This is a genomic window from Streptomyces sp. DSM 40750 (genome assembly GCF_024612035.1).
Classification (GTDB): Bacteria; Actinomycetota; Actinomycetes; order Streptomycetales; family Streptomycetaceae; genus Streptomyces.
The window spans coordinates 3,708,486-3,728,138 of record NZ_CP102513.1; the positions used below are offsets into that span (position 1 = coordinate 3,708,486).

A 19,653-nucleotide genomic window follows, 5' to 3' on the forward strand; every position below is an offset into this window, starting at 1 on the left:
GACCGGCTGCTTTGAAGGATCCCTCTTTTCGGCGGTCCCTCACCCTCTTCCGGGCCTTCATGCGGGAGCAGGACGATCCCGAGTACTGCTACACCCTCCTCGCCCGCGATGCCGTTGATCAGGTCGAGGCCTACGGCGATCCGGTCGACGGGCGGACCGTCGTCGATGTCGGCGGCGGGAGCGGGTACTTCACCGAGGAGTTTCGGCGGCGGGGTGCGCAGGCATACCTCTTCGAGCCGGATCTGCGGGAGTTGGGGACGAAGCCGCCGGACGGGGCCGTCGTCGCCGACGGGTATCTCCTGCCCCTCGGGGACGGCGTCGCGGACGTCACGTTCTCCTCCAACGTGCTGGAGCATGTCGCCGATCCGCCGACCTTCATCAGTGAGCTTGTGCGGGTGACCCGGCCCGACGGGCTGATCTATGTGTCGTTCACGAACTGGCTGTCCCCTTGGGGCGGGCACGAGTGGGCGCCTTGGCACTACCTGGGGGCGGAGCGGGCGCGGGCCCGCTATCGGCGCCGTACCGGGAAGGACGCCAAGCACACGCTCGGCGAGAACCTCTTCGCCGTGCACATCGGACGCACTCTGCGGCAGGTGCGCGACCGGGACGACGTGACGGTCGTGTCGGCGCGCTCCCGCTACTGGCCGTTTCTCGCGGAGACCGTCGTGAAGGCGCCGGGGCTGCGCGAGTTCGCCACCTGGAACCTCCTCCTCATCCTCCGGCGGTGTCCACCATGACGAGCACGGTCCAGGCTCCACCTCCCGCGCCGGTACGGCCGGCGGGCACGACCGAGGGTCCCCCGGAGGGTCCTCGGTCGCGGCGCTGGCTGCTGGGATTCTGGGCCGTGGTGTTCGTGCTGCTGGTCGCCGTGCAGCCGGGGCGGCAGACCTTCGACACCAAGCTCGGGGTCACCACCGATCCCTGGCAGTTCGTGTCCGACCTCGGCCAGTTGTGGCACGACCGGGGCGGGTTCGGCGGGATCCAGGACCAGTACGTCGGTTACCTGTGGCCGATGCTGCCTTACTACGGGCTGACCGATCTGGTCGGGCTGCCGGTGTGGCTCGCGGAGCGGCTGTGGCTGTCGCTGATCGTGTCGGTGGCTTTCTGGGGTGCGTTGCGGCTGGCTGAGCGGCTGGGGGTCGGGAGTTCCGCTTCACGGCTGGTGGCCGCTGCCGCCTATGCGCTGTGGCCCGTGTTCACCACCGTCGTCGGGTCGACGTCCGCGGCCGCGCTGCCGGGGGCCTTCCTGCCGTGGGTGCTGCTGCCGCTGACGAACGAGCGGTACAGCGCGCGGGTGGCCGCCCTGCGGTCGGCGCTCGTCATTCCGTTCATGGGCGGGGTGAACGCGGCCGCGACCTTGGCTTCGCTGCTGCCCGTGGGGCTGTATCTGCTCACCCGGACGCCGGGGCCGCGGCAGCGACGGTTGATCGCCTGGTGGGTGCCGGGGGTGATCCTGGCGACCGCGTGGTGGGTGATCCCGCTGCTGCTGCTCGGCATCCACGGGGAGAACTTCCTTCCGTACGTGGAGAGTTCGCAGACCACGACGGCCACGATGTCCGCCACCGAGGCGCTGCGGGGCGCCGGGAACTGGGTGGCGTATCTGAACTTCGGTGAGGCCTGGCTGCCGGCCGGGTGGAGCGTCGCCGCCTCCGTGATCGTGATTCTGTCGTCGGCGCTGGCGGCGGGGCTGGGGCTGGCCGGGCTCGCGCGGCGGGACATGCCCGAGCGGCGGTGGCTGGTGCTGTCCGTGCTGGTGGTCGCGCTGATCACGCTCGCCGGGTACGGCGGCGCGTTCGGGGCGCCCTTCCACGGGGTGGTCCAGGACTGGCTGAACGGGGGCCTCGCGCCCTTCCGGAACATCTACAAGTTCCAGACGGGGCTGGCGCTCGCGCTCGTCCTCGGACTGGCGCATCTGGTGGGGGTGGCCGCGCAGCCGCGTGGGGCCCGCCGGGTGCGGGGGCGGCGGTTCGCGCCGCTCATCGCGGCCGTCCTCGTCCTGCCCGGGCTGCTGTGGCCGTATCTCAACGGGTCCGTCCTGCAGCCGGGTTCGTTCCAGGAGCTGCCCAAGTACTGGCAGGCGACGGCGAGTTGGCTGGAGAAGTACTCACCGGACTCCCGCGCTCTGGTCGTGCCGGCCACCGCGCACGGCATCCACACCTGGGGCACGACCGTCGACCAGCCGCTCGATGTGCTCGCCGAGTCCCGGTGGGCGCAGCGCGACTACGTCCCCTTCGGCACCGCCGGCAACCGGCGCGCGATGGACGCCGTCGAGCAGGCACTGCTGACGGGTGGCGAAGTCCCGGGCCTCGCCGACTACTTGAGCCGGGCGGGTCTGTACTACGTCGTCGTACGCAATGACCTGGACCCGGATCAGGTCGGCTCCGTGCCGACCACGACCGTGAAGCGGACCCTGGAGCAGTCGGGGTACGAGCGGGTGACGGGGCTCGGGCCGATGATGACCGGCGGGCGGATCGCCGAGGGCACCCCGCTCCAGGTCGAGGGACTGTACGCACGGCAGCGGGCCGTCGAGATCTACCGCCCGGCCGAGGGCGTGCCGCGTCCCGGGCAGGCGGGGCTGAAGGCGATCGCGGACACGGCCGTCGTCTCCGGCGGCCCCGAGTCGCTGCTGCCGCTGGCCGCCGATCCGGAGCTGCGGGACCGCCCCACCGTGCTGACCGGCGACAACCATCCCGGCCTCGGCACCCCGGCCGTCCAGGTGGTCGGCGACGGGCTGCGCCGCGCGGACACCCGCTTCGGCCTGGTCAACGCCAACACGTCGTACACGTACACGGCGAACGAGCGGAATCCGAGCGGGAGTGTGCAGGACCCCGGTGAGCAGCCGAAACAGATCCTGCCGAAGTCGGGCCTCGCCCATCAGACGGTCGCCGAGCTGCGCGGGGCCAAGTCGGTGACCGCCTCGACGAGCGGCAACTGGCTGTTCCATCTGCCCCAGTACGACCCGGTGAACGCCTTCGACGGCGACCGGAGCACGGCCTGGGCGGAGGGTGCGGCCGGGTCGGCGGACGGGGAGTGGCTGCGGATCGACTTCGACGGCAGCCAGGACATTCCGGAGACCTTCGAGGTCACGCCGTTGCCGCAGGACGGGGTGCGGTCGGCGCCGACGCGGATCAAGGTGGAGACCGAGCAGGGCTCGCGCTCCACGAACCTCCAGGCCGACGGCTCGACGCAGACGGTCAACGCCCGTCCGGGCGAGAGCGGTTGGCTGAAGATCACGATCCTGGAATCGGCGGAGCGGCACACCGGACTCGTCGGCGCGGGCTTCTCCGAGGTCGACCTCCCCGGCGTCAAGGTCACCCGGATGCTGCGGCTGCCGACGGACGCGAAGGAGTCCGACGCGTCCGCCGAGATGGTCTCGCTCCAGCGGGCCGCCGACCCGACCGGGCTCTCCCCGACGGGCACGGAACCGGGCCTGCACCGCACCTTCGCCACCTCCACGGCGGGGACGTACGAGGTGAAGGCGACGGCCGTACCCGTGCCGGGCGAGGAACTCGACAAGCTGCTGTACGAGGTCGCCCCCGAGCAGCAGACCCGGATCACGGCGACCGCCGCATCCACGGCCTCCCTCGGGGCCGGGCTCTCGCCGCGCAATCTGACCGACGGAGACCTCACGACGGCGTGGATCGCGGGCGAGGACCCCACGATCCACCTCAGCTGGGGCGACAGGTGGCCGGTCAACTCGCTCGTCCTGGCCCCGGCCGGCGGACTGTCGACCCGGCCGACGCAGGTCGAGATCAGCTCCCCGGACGGCGCGGTCATCGCCGGTGTCGACGAGGACGGCTGGGTCCGCTTCGACCCGATCACCACCGACCGCCTCGACATCACCATCACCGAGACGGCCCCCCTGACCGTCCACAACCCCGTCGCCGACGACGACCTGCAACTCCCGGTCGGCCTCACGGAGGCGTACATCCCGGCACTGGACCAGTACCGCACCCCGCAGCCCGCCCCGACCCGGGACTTCGAGCTCCCGTGCGGCAAGGGCCCGGTCGTCGAGGTGGACGGGACGCTGTACCAGACGAGCGCGCAGGGGACGGTACGGGACCTGGTCGAGCGCCGGTCCATCGACCTGACGCTGTGCCAGGACGACCGCGGGAACGCCGAGTTGGAGCTCGACGCGTCCGACCGGCACACCTTCGAGTCCGAGGACTCGGGCGCCCTGGCCGTCACCACCGCGACCCTCACCCGGGGCTCGCTCGCCGAGCCCACGGCCGGCGGCCGCGACCTGGGGATACGGGACTGGCTCGGCGACCGCCGCGAGGTCACCGTCGGCGACGGCGCGGCCTCCTATCTGACGACGTACGAGAACTACAACGACGGCTGGAAGGCCACCCTGGGCGGCCGCGAGCTGACCCCGGTCAGGCTCGACGGCTGGCAGCAGGGCTGGCGCGTCCCCGGCGGTTCGGGCGGCACGGTCAAGCTGTCGTACGAGCCGTCGGTGACGTACGAGGCCGGCCTGATCGGTGCCGGTGTGGGCCTCGTGGCCCTGATCGGGCTGGCCCTCTGGCGCCGCCAGGAGCCCAACCCGGACGAACCCCAGCCCACCCCGCCGGGCCCCGGCCTCTGGCTGGGCACGATCGCCCTCACCCTTGTCGGCATCGTCATCGCGGGCTTCTTCGCCCTCCTGGTCCCGCTCCTCGCCCTGCTCGCCTGGAAACGGCACACGCTGCTGGTGCCGATCGCCTTCCTGGCCCTGGCCGGCGCCGGTATCGCCGCCGCCCTCGGGGCGGGCGAGCCGGTGGCGGCGGACGAGGGAGCGTTCGGGCCGGTGGCCCAACTCCTGGCGTTCATCGGCCTGTTCGCGGCACTGGTGAGTGTGGGCGCGGGGGTGGAGTCCTCCTCCGACCGGCCGGGCTCGACGCGGCAGTTCGAGGTGCCGCCGGGGACGGAGGCGCCCACCGCGCCGTTGCCGCAGCGGAGGCGCGTGGCCCCCGCCCCGGCTGGTGGTGAATCCGCCGCGAGCCCGACGATCTCCGCGCGCGGTCCCGGCTCCCTGCAAGGGGACCCGGACACACCGACCCGGCGGCTTCCCCTCACCAAGCCGAAGTTCAGGGCGACACCGCCGGACGACGACGGAGGTACGGGACCGGACCACAACGGCGGTGCGGGACCGGACCACCACGGCGGTACGGAACCGGAGTACGACGGCGGTACGGGAAAGGGGGCCCCGGCATGACGGCACTGGACCACCCCGCACGGGACGACGCCGCCCACGGCCCCGTCCGCATCCCCTTCCCGGTGGTCGACGAGGTGTCCCGCCACTGCCTCCAGGAGGAGGAACCCGAGACCGTCCACATCGAGGTCCACCTCCCCGGCCACCTCGACCCCGACCGCCTGCGCACCGCCTTCACCACCGCTCTCCATCACCATCCCCGCATCCTCATGCGCGAGGCCCCCGGCCACTGGTACAGCCGCCGCTACGAGTGGGAACTGACCTCGGAGCCGGAGGTGGAGGTGGTGACCTTCGTGCCGGCGGGTCCGCACGCGCTGCGGGACGCGCGGACGAGGGCCCTGGTGGAGGCCCCACCACTGTCGCTGTCGCCGCCGATCCGTCTGGAGGTGGTGGCGGGGGCGGGGCCGGCGGTGGGCAGCGAAGCCAGCGACGACGTGGGCCACGCAGTCGGGCGCTCGGGGGCGGAGCCGGCCGGGGGGAGGTTCCGCAGCTCGGCGGTACGAGGTGCCGCCGCGCCCACCCTCCCCCACTCTCGGCTTCGATCGAGCGGGGGGACCCCCACCGCCCCAGCGGCGCGATTGCCCGCAGCTGGGGCGGCTGATCCGAAACCCACCGGCACCGTCCTCTTCCTCACCATCAACCACACCGCCCTCGACGGCCCGGCCTGCCTCCGCATCCTCGCCACCGCGGCGGAGCTGTACAGCGGCAAGGACAACTCCCCCACAGCCCCACCCGTCCGCCCCGCCCCCACCCCGGACGAACCGACCCCGCCCGAAACGGAAACCCCCTCCAACTGGACCCGCCCCGCACGAGTGGCCCCCGGCGCCCCCGAGCCCTCCCCCGGCAACGGCATGCTCGTCACCGAACTCCCCGTCCCCCGCCGCCGGAAGTCCGCCCCCTACACCGTGAACGACCAACTCATGGTCACCACGGCCCTGATGCTCGCCCACTGGAACCGGGAACACGGCGCCCACCCCCGCCCCCTCCGCATCACCATGCCCGTGGACGACCGCCCGAGGGACACGGACATGCCGATAGGAAACGGCACCCGCCTGGTGGAAGTCCCCTTCTTCCCAGGCGAGTTGAACCCGACCCACACGCCCATCCCGACCCTCCTCCGCCGCACAGCGGAACGCACCCGTGCCCTGAAATCCCTCCAGAGGCCCCAACTGGGCCACGGCGCCTCCCTCTTGACGGCCCCGGTGGTTCCCGTGTCCTGGCGCGCGGCCCTCACAAGGGGCCTGCGCCGAGCGGCGGCCCCCTGGACGTCGACGACACTCCTCAGCAACATCGGCCGCGTCCCGTACGCGCTGGACTTCGGCGAGGAAGCCGGCCGCGCCCACGCCGTGTGGTTCTCGGCCCCCGCCCGCATGCCCCGCGGCCTCACGGTGACGACCGCCTCCACGGCGGGCCGCCTCCACCTGGCCCTGCGCTGGTCCCGCGCCCTGCTCAGCCACGGGGACGGCGCCCACCTCCGCGACCTCTTCGAGCACTACCTGCACGCGACGGAAGAGGACACCGAGTGATGCCGACCACCACACCCACCGACACCCCAACCCACGTACCGCGCAAGGGACTTCGGGACTTCTACGAGGACCCCTCCGTCCCCGTCGCCTCCGGCACCCCCCGCAGCCTCGCCCAGGCCCGCATGCTGGCCAAAGCCCTGGGCCCGGCCACCCGGAACACCAGGACCGTCCTGGACATCGGCTGCGGCGACGGCACCGCCGCGGCCACCGCCGCCCCCCTCCTCACCGGCCACCGCATCATCGGCGTCGACTGGTCCCAGGACGCCCTCAGACGCGCCCGCACCCGCGTCCCGTACGCGATCCGCGGTGAACTGGCCGACGGCGGACTGCCGTTCAGGTCGGAGTCCGCCGACGCCGTCCTGTTCAGCGAGGTCATCGAGCACCTGGTCGACCCGGACTCCGCCCTCGACGAGATCCACCGCGTGCTGCGCCCGGGCGGCCATCTGATGCTGTCGACACCCAATCTCGCCGCCTGGTACAACCGCGCCCTGCTGCTCGCGGGCGTCCAGCCGGTGTTCTCGGAAGTGAGCCTGCGCGGTATCCACGGCCGCCCCGGGACGGAGGTCGTGGGCCATCTGCGGCTCTACACCGCCCGCGCGCTACGGGAGTTCGTGGCCGCGTCGGGCTTCGAGGTCGTACGGCTGCGCGGGGCGCCCTTCCACGGCGTACCACGTCCGTTGCGTGCGCTGGACCGGCTGGCCTGTGCGGCCCCGTCGGCGGCGTCGATCCTGCTGCTGCACGCCCGGAGGATGTAGGCGATGTGGTGGGGAGTGGCCGCGGCCCTGTTGGCGAACGCGCTGTACAGCACCGGATTCGTCCTGGAGAAACGGGCCCTCACCGCGATGCCGCAGGTGACGGTCCGCGAGCCGGTGAAGCTGTTGCGGCTGGTCGTCGGCAGCCCCCTGTGGATCGCGGGCTCGCTGTCGCTGGCCGCCGGGTTCGCCGCGCAGCTGGCCGTGTACCGGACACTGCCGATCGCCGCCGCCCAGGGCATCTTCGTCTCGGGGCTGGTCCTGCTGGTCCTGCTGTCGGCACGGCTGCTCGGCGAGGAGACGACGGGCCGGGAGCGGTACGCCCTCGGGGCCATCCTCGCCGCACTGCTGATGGTGGTGCTGTCGCTGGACGAGGGCTCCGACACGGTCAGCCGCGGGGCGCCGTACGCGCTGGTCCTGACGATCTGTCTGCCGACGCTCGCGGCGGGTGTGGGACTGTACCGGTCCGCCGAGCGGCGCGCCCGGCGCGTACACCGGCTGCCGACCACGGGCGTCGAGTACGGCGTGGCGGTGGGCCTGCTGTACGGAGTCAGCTCGCTCGCGATCAAGGGCGTGTCGAGCTACCTGACCACAGGTGGCCTCGGGGACGCGGTCGTCGGGCTGCTGCGCTCCCCGTATCCCTATCTCCTTCTCTTCACCGGCGCGTTCGGCCTGGTGATGTCCCAGGCGGCACTCCAGCGCTGCCGGGCCTCGCTGATCGTGCCGGTCTGTACGACGGTGACCTGTCTGTTCACGGCGGTGCTCGGCACGCTGTCGTTCGGCGAGTCGCTGCCCGACGATCCGCTGCGGCTGGCGCTGCGGCTGTCGGGCACGGTGCTGGCGGTCGCCGTACTGCTGAGCATGCCCAAGCACGACACCCCGGCCCCGCCATCCGCGCCCCAACCCTCCGTATCGGCCAAGGAGTTGACCCCTCCATGAACCCCGACGACCCGTTGCTCCGGATCCTGGCGTGCCCGCTGGACAAGGGGCCGCTGCATCTGGTGGTCCACGAGGAGGAGCGACCGGACACCTCCCAGGCCCCGGAGTCGCTCTACAACCCGCGGCTGCACCGCCGTTACCCGATCGTGGACGGCATTCCGCAGCTGCTGCCGTCCTCGGGCGAGCAGGTGACGGAGGACGAACACGAGAAACTTCTCAAGAGGATGAGCTCATGACCACGCTCGCCGCCCGGCTCGCACCGCTCCTCCCGGAGCGGCTGATCGCCGCGGCCGCCCGTCTCGTCTATCCGCGCTTCGAGCCGGAGCTGGCCCGGCTCGACGAGCTGTGCCCGCCGCGGTGCGGCACGGCGGTGGACGTCGGCGGCTGGTACGGCCCCTGGACGCGGCGGTTGTCGCGGCGAGCCGGGCGCGTGGTGACCGTCGAGCCGGTCCCCCGCCTGGCCCGGCTGCTCACGTCGGCGGCCCTCTCCAACGTCCGTGTCGTCCAGGCCGCCGCCTCCGACCACCCGGGCACCGCCCGGCTCTGGCTACCGTCGGGCGACGACGGCGAGCGGGGTGTGTCCTCCCTGGTCCGCCGGGACATCCACGCCCGCGCCCTGGACGTCCGCTGCGTCACCCTCGACGGCCTCGGCCTCACCGACGTCGGCTTCATCAAGATCGACGTCGACGGCAACGAACTGGCCGTCCTGCGCGGCGCGTCCGGCCTGCTCGTCCGCGACCGGCCGGCCCTCTTCGTCGAACTGGAGTCCCGCATCCAGCCGATCACCCCGGTCGTCGACCTCCTCACGGGCCTCGGCTACGCCGGCTGGGTCCTTCCCGCCTCGACCTGGCTCCCCCTCGCCCCGGCCGCGCTGGAGGCCCACCAGGCCCGTACGTCGTATGTGGCGTCGAAGGGGCTGCTGCGCCGCGTGCTGCCGTTCGCCGGGCCTCGGTACGTCAACTCGGTGCTGTTCCTGCCGGACGGACGCCGGCCCGGCGAGTGGGCCGGTGGCCGCCGAACCGCCTCGGGCGCCGTACGCCACGATGGACCCCATGTCCTCCGCGAAGCGCCCCGGCCCCGGTAGGCCGCCCGGTTCCCCCTCCGGTCCGTTCACTCCGCTCGACTTCCAGCTCGTGCTGCTGCGGCGTATGGCCGACCACAATCCGGAGCTCGTCGAGGACGCCCGTCGTGAGCTGGGCGTCTCGATCGCGGAGATGCGCGAGGCGAACAAGCGGTGGCAGGCGATGGTGCGGTCGCCCCGGGGGCGGGGGTCGGCCTCCCGGTACCGGTCGGTTCTGGGCGCGCCGGAGTCGGTGACGCCCCGGAAGATCGGCGACCTGGAGTGCGAGGCGTGGTTGTGGCCGGTCCCCTTGTGGTCCGACCTCCGCTTCGAAGTACTGCTCGCGCCGAACGGGGCGGTGTGGAACGAGTGGCTGGTGCGGGCGCCGGGAGTCCCCGGGCCCGAGCTGCGCGTCGTGGAGGACCTGACACCCTGGTCCTGCACCGTGGACGAGGTGGCGCGGGCCTTCGCGCCGGCGCGGCCGTTGGAGGGGACGGCGCCGACTCGGTGGGGGCTGGCGTTTGTCGCGCCCGATGGGCGGGGGGTGCGGCGGGAGCGTGTCGCCGAGTTCACGTGGGGGTTGTTGCAGAGGGTCGCCTGAGAGCTCGGGAGGCTGGGTGCGTTTGCGGCCTCGGGTTCGTGGAGGCTGGTCGCGCCCACGCGGCGGAGCCGCACATCGACACGACCCCGCGCCCCTGAAGGGGCGCTGGTGCGGTCGTACGGTGTCAGGTCACGTACGCGAGCGGTCAGTCATGTCCCCGATCGGTCCCAAAAGGCACCTAAGTAGGAGATTGGCGATCATCCGGCCGTTGGCACCGCCCATGGGCCTACTGTCCGTGCAGAGTTCTGATCCTCACGGAAGGCCCCCCATGACGCCCCAGCACCCCGCGGAGCGAACCGTGCCCGTCGAGCGGCTGCGGCTGGGGGATCACGCATGCATGGGGGCGGCGGACGTGGACGGGGAGTCGCCGTGGAAGGTGTTCACGGCGTACACACGGACGAGTCTGGCGCGCGGGGAGAAGGTCCTGCTCGTCATGGACCCGGAGGACCTGAGCGACGACGAGGTGGTCTCCCTGTTGGACCGGGGCAGCGGGCAGGTCGTGGCGGCGCGGGCGGGCGGTCAGCTGTCGCTCAAGCGCAACACGGAGATCTACGTGCCCGACGGCCGCTTCCAGGAGCAGCGCACGATCGACGCGTACGCCGCCGAGGTCGACCGCGCCTGCGACGAGGGCTGGGCGGGGCTGCGGATCACCGCCGACATGAACTGGGCACCCCGCGTCAACCTCGGCCACGACCGGCTGCTGGATTACGAGGCGTCGGTGGCGCCGCTGTTCACGGACCCGCTGTTCACCGCGATCTGCTGGTACGACCGGCAGAGCTTCGACGACGACCTCACGGCCCGCGTCGGCAAGGTCCACCCGTTGCGGGTCATGGAACGCCTCGACTCCGTGGAGGTCACCGAGACCCCGGACGGCGGGCGGATCACCGGCACCGCCGAGCTGAGCACCCGGACCGAGTTCGTCGAGGCACTGCGCGAGGCGCTGGAACACCGTGACGACTCCGGCCCCAGCCACTTCGTCCTCGACCTCCGTGATCTGTGCTTCATGGAGGCCCACTGCGCCTGGCAGCTCATCAGCCTCGCCGCGTCGCTCCCGGCCGGCAGCGAGGTCACCGTCCGCTGCGGCGAACTGCTGGGGCTGGTGCTGGAACAGCTGGGCGCCGGTGAAGTGCCCCAGCTGGTGGTCAGCGTGGAGGGAGAGGAGAAGGAGGGGGCGCCGGGTGAGTGAGGGACTGACGCCGCGGAGGGAGCTCCGCGTCCGCGGCGCCGACACGAACACCCACCGGGGCGCCACGGTCCCCCTGTCCGTCCCGCTGCCGGCCCCGGTGTGTACGACCACCGCTACGACTCCGACCGCGCGCTGAACCAGGCCGCCACCTGGCTGCGGTTGTGGAAGCCCAGCTTCACCAGGATGCGTTCGACGTGGCCCTCGGCGGTGCGGCGGGCGATGACGAGGTGGTCGGCGATCTGCTTGTTGGTGCGGCCCTGGGCGACGAGGGCCGCGACCTGGAGTTCACGCCGGGTGAGCGGGACCGGGTCGGGGAGGGCATCGGGGTTCACCGCCGGGGCCGCGCCGACAGGGCTCCCGGCCGGGGCAGCGCCCTGCCGTGCGGCCGAGGCGGCACTCGTCCGTACGGCCGAGGAGGCACTCGTACGCGCGCCGGACGCGGCACCCGTACGTACGCCGGAGGCCGACCCCTCCCGCGGTTCACCCAGGGCGTACGCGACCGCCTCTTCCAACGACAGGCAGCCGCCGCGGCGGTGGGCCTGGGCGTAGGCGCGGTCGCCGAGGGTGCGGCGGGCGTGGTGTTCGGCGGCGCGGGGGCGGCCCGGGTGGAGGAAGTCCATGGGGTTGCCGCCGATGTCGTGCCAGACGCGGTCGGCGGCGCCGCGCAGGACGCCGGCCCGTTCGGCGTCGCCCGCCAGGGCCTCGGCGGCTGCGAGCAGGTCGAGGGTGCGGGCGAGGCTCTGGTGCCGCCGCACGGTGTACGGCAGCCGCAGACAGGCGCGGGCGTGTTCGGCGGCGCGGTCGTACTGCCCCTCCGCCCAGTGCGCGAGGGCGAGCGTGCGCAGCGCCCAGGAGCGGGCCCACTGCTCGCCGTGGGCCTCGCAGAGGGCGACGGCCTCGGCGCACAGCGGGATCGCCTCCGCCGCGCGGCCCCGGCTGACGAGGGTGCAGGCCAGTTCGACGCGGGTGAGGACGACGAAGGCGGTGGAGGTGCGGCCCCGGGCCGGGCCGAGGGTGCCGGCCGGCACGGGCGGAGGGGCGGGCACCGGGAGTTCCTGGTCGGCGACGGCCGCGGTCTGCACCGGGTCGAGGCCGGCCAGCACGGCGGCGGAGCGGCTGTGGACCAGCGAGGTCAGGGCACTCGCCCACAGGGCCCGGGTCAGTGCCTCGTCCGGTCGGGCCCCGGCGCGCAGGGCGCCGTCCATCCAGTGGCGGCCCTCGCCCCAGATGCCGCCCGCGACCCAGTGGAACCACAGGCCGGCGGCCAACCGCAGCCCGTGCTGGGCCTCGCCGGGCGTGGTGAGGCAGAAGTCCAGCGCCGCCCGGAAGTTGTCCTGGTCGATGCGGATCCGTTCGGTGATCTCCGCCTGGTCGGGGCCGAACCAGGCCTGCTCGTACTCGGCGCCGAGGCGCGCGAAGTGGTCCCGGTGGCGCCGCCGGGTCTCGGTCGCGTCGCCCAGGTCGTGCAGTTTCTCCAGCCCGTAGTCGCGCAGCGAGACCAGCAGCCGGTAGCGGACCTGGCCGGCGTGCTCCTCCCTGACGAGCACCGACTTGTCGACGAGCCCGGCGACGGCGTCCAGGACGGCGCCCGAGGCCGTTTCCTCTCCGGTGCAGGCGGCCTCGGCGGCGCAGACGGCTTCGGCAGCGGCCAGGTCGAAGCCGCCGACGAACACCGACAGCCACGCCCACACCAACTGCTCCTGGGGGGTGCACAGTTCATGGCTCCAGTCGACGGCGGAGCGCAGGGTGCGGTGGCGGGGCGCTGAGGTCGGGCTGCCGCCGGTGAGGAGCGAGAAGCGGTCGTCGAGGCGTTCGACGAGCTGATCCACGCCGAGGGCGCGCACCCGTACCGCCGCCAGTTCGATGGCCAGCGGCAGTCCGTCGAGGCGTCGGCAGAGCCGGGCCACGGCCTGCTGGTTGCCCTCGCCGACGGTGAAGCCGGGGACCACGGCCGCCGCCCGGTCGGCGAACAGCCGCAGCGCGGGGAACGACTCGACCGCCGACGGGCCCAGCTCCTCCGGCGCGGGCGCGGGCAGCGGCGGCACCTCGAAGAGCTGCTCCCCGGCCAGCCCGAGCCGGTGCCGGCTGGTGGCGAGGATCCGTACGCCCTCGGTGGCCGCCAGCACGGTCCCCGCGAGGACCGCGCAACTCCGCAGCACATGCTCGCAGTTGTCGAGGACGATCAATAACCGCCGCTCGCGCAGGTGGTCGACGAGGATCTCCAGCGGGGGCCGTACGGTCTCGTTGCGGACGCCGAGTGCGTCGTTCACGGCGTGCGGGACGAGCGCCTCGTCGCGCAGCACGGCCAGCGGTACGAGCCACACGCCGTCCGCGAAGGCCCGTGCGACCTGTCCCGCCACATGCCCGGCGAGCCGGGTCTTGCCCACCCCGCCGGGTCCCGTCAGTGTCAGCAGTCTGCCCGCCGACAACAACCGTCTGACATCCGCCGCCTCGTCCCGTCGCCCCACGAAGCTCGTCAGCTCCGCCGGGAAACCGGAAGTGCGCTGCGACTCCGATCCGCCCACGACCCTGGTCACGCCCTCAGTTGTGGTTCCCGTACGCGCTGTTGTAACCGCGAAGGGTAGGCAGCGGGCACGGGCTGAACGCGCCCTTCACCGAATTCCCGCCTCTTCGGGTGAGGGGGCCGTGCGGTTCGGATGAGCAGGGGCTTTGCGCGGTCAGCCGTCGGCCGCCGCCGCCAGGATCGCCTCGACCACGCGGGGCAGCGAATCGGTGTGCAGCCACAGGAAGAGGTTGGGCTCGACGAGTTCGAGCTCCATCACGCACGGCTGCCCGTCGTCCCCGGTGACGAGGTCGACGCGCGCGTACAGCAGCTCGGGCTCACCCGGTACGGCCGCCAACGCACGCTTCGCGACGGAGAGTTCGGCCTCGGTCGGGGTCCAGGGCTCCAGGTCCGGGTGGGCGACCTTGTCGGCGTCGTACGCCGTGCCGGGCGCCAGCACCGCCCCCTTGCGGCTGGCGTGCAGCAGCCTGCCCCCGAAGAACTGCAGGGCCCGCTCACCGGCGGTGTCGATGCTCGTCACGAACGGCTGCACCATCGCGGTGAGCCCCTCGGCGTGCATCCGCTCGACATGCCGTACGGCGGTCTCCCGCTGCTCGGGGGTGTACCGGGCGGCGAACCGGGCGCCCGCGCCGGAGGTGGGCTTCACGACGTACTCGTGCGCCGCCGGAAGCTCCACGGGGTCGCCCGGCGCGAGATAGGCCGTCGGTACGACGGGCACCCCGGCCCGGGCGAGATCCCCGATGTACCGCTTGTCGGTGTTCCAGCGCACGACCTCGGCCGGGTTGGCGAGCCGGGTCGCCCTGCCGGTCTTCTCCGCCCAGGCGACGAACTCGGCCGCGCGCCAGCTGTAGTCCCAGGTGGACCGGATGACGACGAGGTCGTGGCCGGCCCAGTCGGCCGCCGGGTCGTCCCAGTGCACGGCCGCCGCGTCGGCCCCGGCCTCCCCCAGCGCCCGCACCAGCACCGGCAGATCCCGGTCGGCACTGGTCTCCGGCCCGGGGTCGTAGGTGGCGACGGCTATTCGGGGGGCGGCTGTGCGGGCCACGGTGGCTCCATTCTCTTGCGTCTGCGTCTGCGGCGGCTGCTGCTGGGTCTACGTCGATGGCTGCGTACGGGCTGCCGCCCGGGGGACGACCGGTCTCCGGCGCAGGCTAACAACAGCGCGGGGGGCAGGAAGGGAGCGGGCTTCCGCGGGGGTGCTCCGGCTCACGGCACGGCGGGCCCCGTGATGAGCCGCCCCTTCGCGTCGTACGGCCAGACATTGGGGACGCAGCCGTCCATGCCCTTGATCTGTTGCATCATCGCCGGGGCGGGCTTGCCCTTGCCGCGGCAGCCGACGTGGCCGTGGCCGAGGAAGTGGCCGACCTCGTGGTTGATGATCAGTGCGCGGTAGGCCTCGATGTCCTTGGCGTAGACGGGGGTCGCCAGTTCCCAGCGCTTGAGGTTGACCATGACGTTCCGGCCGACGTTGCAGTTGACCTCGCCGCGGGTGTTCAGCCCGTACTCGCCGCAGATGTCGTCGACGGTGCCGGGGGTCGCGACCTTGACGACGAAGTCGGTGCGGCCACCGGAGACCCGCTGGAAGGCCGAGTCGCCGTCCGCGGTCCAGCCGCGCGGGTCGGCGAGGATGCGTTCCACCTGCTCGGCGACGTCGGCGGCGGAGAGCGACAGGCCCTTCTCGACGTCGACCCGGTAGCGCAGCGGCACGCCCTCCCCCACCTTGCCGCTGCCACCGGACGCCGTGGTGAACGTCCCCGGGCCGGTCTCGGGGATGGTGACCTGGGACGAGCCGGGGGACGACGTGTTCGGCGACTTGCTGGGAGACGTACTGGGCGAGGCGGAGGGGCTACGGGTCGGGGTGGAACCGGGGCTGGGTGAGCGGCGGGACCGCTCCGGCGAGGGCTCGGCGGACGCGGTGGCCCCGGCCTCGTTCGACAACTCCCCCGAGCCGCCGGGCGTCCAGCCCACGGCCGCGAATCCGGCCACGCCGAGGACGGTCATCGCCCCCAGCCCACCGCCCCACAGACGGCCTCTCCCCTGACGCGCGGGCCCCTTCCCCCGGCGTCCGGGAGCCTTTTTCCGACGACGGCGGGCGCGGGAAGGTGTTGCGTTGTGCGCGGTCATGTTCCTTCAGAGTGTGATCAGGTTGTGATCGGATATCGTGCGGGCGGTCACGAAACGATAACGGATGAGCGGCGTGGTCGTGGCACACCGCTTGACCTTCACCTTCGGTGAAGCCCCAGCATCGATCGCGGAACGAGGAACGGCCGGGACCGAAGGGGCGCCAGGGGGAGCCATGGGGATGCTGACGATCGGGGCCTTCGCGAAGGCGTGCCGGCTGTCGCCGAAAGCGCTGCGCCTCTACGACGAGCTGGAGCTGCTCCGGCCCGCCCGGGTCGACCCGGACACCGGCTACCGCTACTACGCCACCGAACAGTTGGAACAGGCCCGGCTGGTGGCCTGGCTGCGCCGGCTGGGCATGCCGCTGGCCCGTATCCGTACGGTGTGCGCGCTTCAGCCGGGACCGGCGGCCCGGGAGATCCGGGCGTACTGGGCCGGGGTCGAGGCCGAGACGGCGACCCGACGCGACCTCGCGGCCTTCCTCGTGGACCACTTCGCCCCTACGTCCGAGGAGGACACCACGATGCTGGAACTCCGTTACGCCGCTCTCTCCGACACCGGCCTGGTCCGCGCCGCCAACCAGGACACCGCCTACGCCGGCACCCGCGTCCTCGCCGTCGCCGACGGCTTCGGTCCGGCCGGGGCGCCCGCGAGCTCGGCCGCCGTGGAGGCGCTGAAGACCCTGGACCGCGACACCCTCCCGGCGGGCAGCGTCCTGAACCTGCTGGAGGACGCGGTACGGGGCGCGACCGACGCCGTACGGAACATCGCGGAGATCGGGGACGACGGCACGACCCTGACCGCGATGCTCTGGACCGGCTCCCGGCTCGCCCTCGTGCACATCGGCGACTCCCGCGCGTATCTGCTGCGCGGCGGCGGGCTGTTCCGGATCACCCACGACCACACCGTCGTCCAGTCGATGATCGACGAGGGCCGGCTGACCGCCGAGGAGGCGACGGCGCATCCCCAACGCGCCCTGCTCCTACGGGCGTTGACAACCGACGACAGCAGGTCGACCCCCGACCTGCACCTCCACGACGCCCACCCCGGCGACCGCTACCTCCTCTGCTCGGACGGCCTGTCGTCGGTCGTCCCCGACCCGGTTATCCAGCGCGTCCTGTCCTCGGTCCCGGACCCGGAGGCGGCCGTACGCGCACTCGTCACCGAGGCGAACGAGGCGGGCGGGCCGGACAACGTCAGCTGTGTGGTGGCGGACGTGGTGGGGAGCGAGGCCACGGACCGGGGCGACGAGAACCGCCGGTAGCCGACGGGGCGAGAACCGTCGGTAGCCAACGGGCGGGAATCACCGGTCGCCACGGGGCGAGGACCGCCGGTAGCCGACGAGGCGAGGGCCGTCGGTGAGCCTCGGCGCTATCCGCCGTTCCGCCGTTCCGCTGTGCCGCGCGCCGCGCCCTCGGTGGGGCGAAGTCCGGCGCGGCGGACCGCCCGGCCCCTCACGAAGGCGAGTCGCCCGGATCCCAGTCCAGCAGGCGGACCTTGGCGACCGTGCGCACATGGCGGCGCATCGCGGTGGCCGCCTGTTTGGGCTGCCGGGCGGCGATGGCGTCGAGGATCGCCTGATGCTGGGCGAGGGAACGGTCGGGGCGGCCCGGCTGGCGCAGCGACTCGGTGCGGCTCTCGGCGATCTGGTCGGCGATGGAGCGCATGAACTCGGCGAGCAGACCGCTGTGCGCGGCCGCCGTGACCGCCGCGTGGAAGAGCCGGTCGCCCTCGATGCCGTGCCCGTCCCGCTCGATCTCCCCGGCCATGTGGGCGAGCGCGTCGCGCATCGCGGCCAGGTCGTCGTCCGTGCGGCGCTCGGCGGCCAGTTCGGCGAGCTTCGTCTCCAACGCCTCGCGGGCGTCCAGGACATCGGGCAGCCGTCGGCGCCGTTCGACCATCTTCTCGACCGGCTCGACATCGAGGCTGTCCCGGACGAGATACGTGCCGCCGCCGTGCCGCGCCTCCACCAGTCCCTGGACCTCCAGCACCACGATCGCCTGCTTCACCGAGGCCCGGCTCACCCCCAGCCGTTGGGCCAGGTCCCGCTCGGGCGGCAGCCGGTCACCGGCCTTCAGGCCGCCCTCGACGACGTACTGACGCAGCCGGTCGAGGACCTGCTCGTAGAGGCGCTGCTTGGTCATGGGGCGCAGGGCGTCGGTCACGGGGTCCCCCTCTCGTTCGGGAGCGTAACACCGGCCCGCCGCACTGGCCTGGTGGCCAAGTGGCTCAGCCAATTTTGCGCAACCTCTTGACGCCGTCCCCGTACGGCCCCACGCTGACGAATCAAAAGTGGCTCAGCCACTCGACCACTCGCCCCGCAAGCGGCATCCTCCTGCAGCCTCACCCCTCACCAGCGCCCTCCGGGACCCAACGACGGGAGCCCGTATGTCCCCCCAACTCATCTCGATCCTCGTCCTCGCCGTGGTGTTCGTCATCGCCACGACCCGTTCCGTGAACATGGGCGCGCTCGCCTTCGCCGCCGCCTTCGGCGTGGGCGAACTCGTCGCCGATCTCGACGCGGACGGCATCTTCGCCGGCTTCCCCGGCGACCTGTTCGTCGTCCTCGTCGGCGTCACGTATCTCTTCGCGATCGCCCGCGCCAACGGCACCACCGACTGGCTGGTGCACGCCTCGATCCGGCTCGTACGGGGCCGGGTGGCGCTGATCCCCTGGGTGATGTTCTTCATCACCGGCGCACTCACGGCGATCGGTGCCGTCAGTCCGGCCGCGGTCGCCATCGTCGCGCCGATCGCGCTCAGCTTCGCCGCCCGCTACGGGATCAGCCCGCTGCTCATGGGCGCGATGGTGGTGCACGGCGCCCAGGGCGGCGGTTTCTCCCCGATCAGCATCTACGGCACGATCGTCAACGGCATCGTGGAGCGCGAGAAGCTGCCGGGCAACGAAATCGCCCTGTTCCTCACGTCGCTGATCGCGAACGTCATCATCGCGGGTGTGGTGTTCGTGCTCTTCGGCGGGTTGAAGCTGTGGGCTCAAGGGGCGGTGGAGACCGACGACCAGAGGGGCCAGGAGGTTCCGCCGGAGGGCGGCACGGGCACAGGCACGGGGGGCACCGCCACCGTGGCCACCCGCCCCGACACCGTCCGCCTCACCCCCGCCCGCGCAGCCACCCTCACCGCCCTGGCCGCCCTCGTCCTCGCGGTCCTCGCCTTCGACCTGGACGCAGGCCTCACCGCGATCACCCTCGCCGTAGTCCTCAGCGCCGTCTGGCCGGACGACAGCCGCAAGGCGGTGGGCCAGATCGCCTGGTCCACGGTCCTCCTCATCTGCGGCGTCCTCACCTACGTAGGCGTACTGGACGAGATGGGCACCATCACCTGGGCCGGCGAGGGCGTCAGCGACATCGGCGTCCCCCTCCTCGCAGCCGTCCTGCTCTGCTACATCGGCGCGATCGTGTCGGCCTTCGCCTCGTCCGTGGGCATCATGGGCGCCTTGATCCCCCTGGCCGTCCCGTTCCTGGCACAGGGCGAGATCGGCGCGATAGGCATGGTCGCGGCACTCGCCGTGTCCGCCACGGTCGTGGACGTGAGCCCCTTCTCCACGAACGGCGCCCTGGTCCTGGCCGCGGCACCGGACGTCGACCGTGAGCGTTTCTTCCGACAGCTGATGGTCTACGGAGGGATCGTGGTGGCGGTGGTACCCGCGGTGGTGTGGCTGGTGCTGGTCGTCCCGGGGTTCGGGTAGCCCTCGGGTGACCGCCCAGGCCGCCGACGGTCAGACAGCGAAACCGGC

General features: G+C 72.6%; 15 protein-coding genes. 11 read left to right on the top strand and 4 right to left on the bottom strand.

Going from position 1 to position 19,653, the window contains the following annotated elements; all coding sequences use genetic code 11:
• Positions 1 to 59: 59 nt before the first annotated feature.
• The 9 genes from JIX55_RS16635 to JIX55_RS16675 all read left to right on the top strand — a co-directional run bounded on the left by JIX55_RS16635 (position 60) and on the right by JIX55_RS16675 (position 11,255).
• A complete protein-coding gene (locus JIX55_RS16635; protein WP_257564112.1) occupies positions 60 to 737 on the top strand; it encodes a class I SAM-dependent methyltransferase in 678 nt (225 codons plus the stop codon).
• A complete protein-coding gene (locus tag JIX55_RS16640) occupies positions 734 to 5,194 on the top strand; it encodes an alpha-(1->3)-arabinofuranosyltransferase (RefSeq protein WP_257569349.1) in 4,461 nt (1,486 codons plus the stop codon). Before JIX55_RS16635 ends, JIX55_RS16640 begins: the two co-directional genes overlap by 4 nt.
• Positions 5,191 to 6,717 (top strand): condensation protein, encoded by a 1,527-nt coding sequence (locus tag JIX55_RS16645; protein WP_257564113.1) that lies wholly within the window; start codon positions 5,191 to 5,193, stop codon positions 6,715 to 6,717. Before JIX55_RS16640 ends, JIX55_RS16645 begins: the two co-directional genes overlap by 4 nt.
• Positions 6,717 to 7,472, top strand: coding sequence for a class I SAM-dependent methyltransferase (locus tag JIX55_RS16650; protein WP_257564114.1), 756 nt, complete (start codon positions 6,717 to 6,719; stop codon positions 7,470 to 7,472). The genes JIX55_RS16645 and JIX55_RS16650 overlap by 1 nt, the downstream gene beginning before the upstream one ends.
• A 15-nt stretch (positions 7,473 to 7,487) precedes the next feature.
• The gene (locus JIX55_RS16655) at positions 7,488 to 8,408 is read left to right on the top strand and encodes a hypothetical protein (protein ID WP_257569350.1); all 921 of its coding nucleotides are present in this window, start codon (positions 7,488 to 7,490) and stop codon (positions 8,406 to 8,408) included.
• Positions 8,405 to 8,644 carry a Trm112 family protein gene (locus JIX55_RS16660; RefSeq protein ID WP_257564115.1) on the top strand — a complete coding sequence of 80 codons (240 nt, stop codon included), beginning with the start codon at positions 8,405 to 8,407 and terminating at the stop codon, positions 8,642 to 8,644. The genes JIX55_RS16655 and JIX55_RS16660 overlap by 4 nt, the downstream gene beginning before the upstream one ends.
• On the top strand, positions 8,641 to 9,492 hold the full coding sequence (locus JIX55_RS16665) for an FkbM family methyltransferase (RefSeq protein ID WP_257564116.1): 852 nt from the start codon (positions 8,641 to 8,643) through the stop codon (positions 9,490 to 9,492). The genes JIX55_RS16660 and JIX55_RS16665 overlap by 4 nt, the downstream gene beginning before the upstream one ends.
• Positions 9,452 to 10,069: a hypothetical protein gene (locus JIX55_RS16670; RefSeq protein WP_443046428.1), complete on the top strand. Its 618-nt coding sequence runs from the start codon at positions 9,452 to 9,454 to the stop codon at positions 10,067 to 10,069. Before JIX55_RS16665 ends, JIX55_RS16670 begins: the two co-directional genes overlap by 41 nt.
• A 268-nt stretch (positions 10,070 to 10,337) precedes the next feature.
• Entirely contained in the window at positions 10,338 to 11,255 is a 918-nt protein-coding gene (locus JIX55_RS16675) for an MEDS domain-containing protein (protein ID WP_257564118.1), read from the top strand.
• Between the two features lie 113 nt (positions 11,256 to 11,368).
• On the opposite strand, the gene JIX55_RS16680 is transcribed toward JIX55_RS16675, so the two are convergent.
• From JIX55_RS16680 to JIX55_RS16690, 3 genes are all read right to left on the bottom strand, one after another.
• Positions 11,369 to 13,792, bottom strand: a complete 2,424-nt coding sequence (locus tag JIX55_RS16680; RefSeq protein ID WP_257564119.1) for an ATP-binding protein — start codon at positions 13,790 to 13,792, stop codon at positions 11,369 to 11,371.
• Between the two features lie 141 nt (positions 13,793 to 13,933).
• Positions 13,934 to 14,824: an ATP-grasp domain-containing protein gene (locus tag JIX55_RS16685; protein ID WP_257564120.1), complete on the bottom strand. Its 891-nt coding sequence runs from the start codon at positions 14,822 to 14,824 to the stop codon at positions 13,934 to 13,936.
• A gap of 161 nt (positions 14,825 to 14,985) precedes the next feature.
• Positions 14,986 to 15,780, bottom strand: coding sequence for a DUF3152 domain-containing protein (locus JIX55_RS16690; protein ID WP_257564121.1), 795 nt, complete (start codon positions 15,778 to 15,780; stop codon positions 14,986 to 14,988).
• A 295-nt stretch (positions 15,781 to 16,075) separates the two neighbouring features.
• Between JIX55_RS16690 and JIX55_RS16695 the strand changes: the two genes are divergently transcribed.
• Positions 16,076 to 17,164 (top strand): MerR family transcriptional regulator, encoded by a 1,089-nt coding sequence (locus tag JIX55_RS16695; protein ID WP_257564122.1) that lies wholly within the window; start codon positions 16,076 to 16,078, stop codon positions 17,162 to 17,164.
• A gap of 190 nt (positions 17,165 to 17,354) precedes the next feature.
• On the opposite strand, the gene JIX55_RS16700 is transcribed toward JIX55_RS16695, so the two are convergent.
• Entirely contained in the window at positions 17,355 to 18,065 is a 711-nt protein-coding gene (locus tag JIX55_RS16700; protein WP_257564123.1) for a FadR/GntR family transcriptional regulator, read from the bottom strand.
• Positions 18,066 to 18,288: 223 nt separating this feature from the next.
• Here JIX55_RS16700 and JIX55_RS16705 point away from each other — a divergent pair, with 223 nt between their 5' ends.
• Positions 18,289 to 19,605 carry an SLC13 family permease gene (locus JIX55_RS16705; RefSeq protein ID WP_257564124.1) on the top strand — a complete coding sequence of 439 codons (1,317 nt, stop codon included), beginning with the start codon at positions 18,289 to 18,291 and terminating at the stop codon, positions 19,603 to 19,605.
• Positions 19,606 to 19,653: the final 48 nt, after the last annotated feature.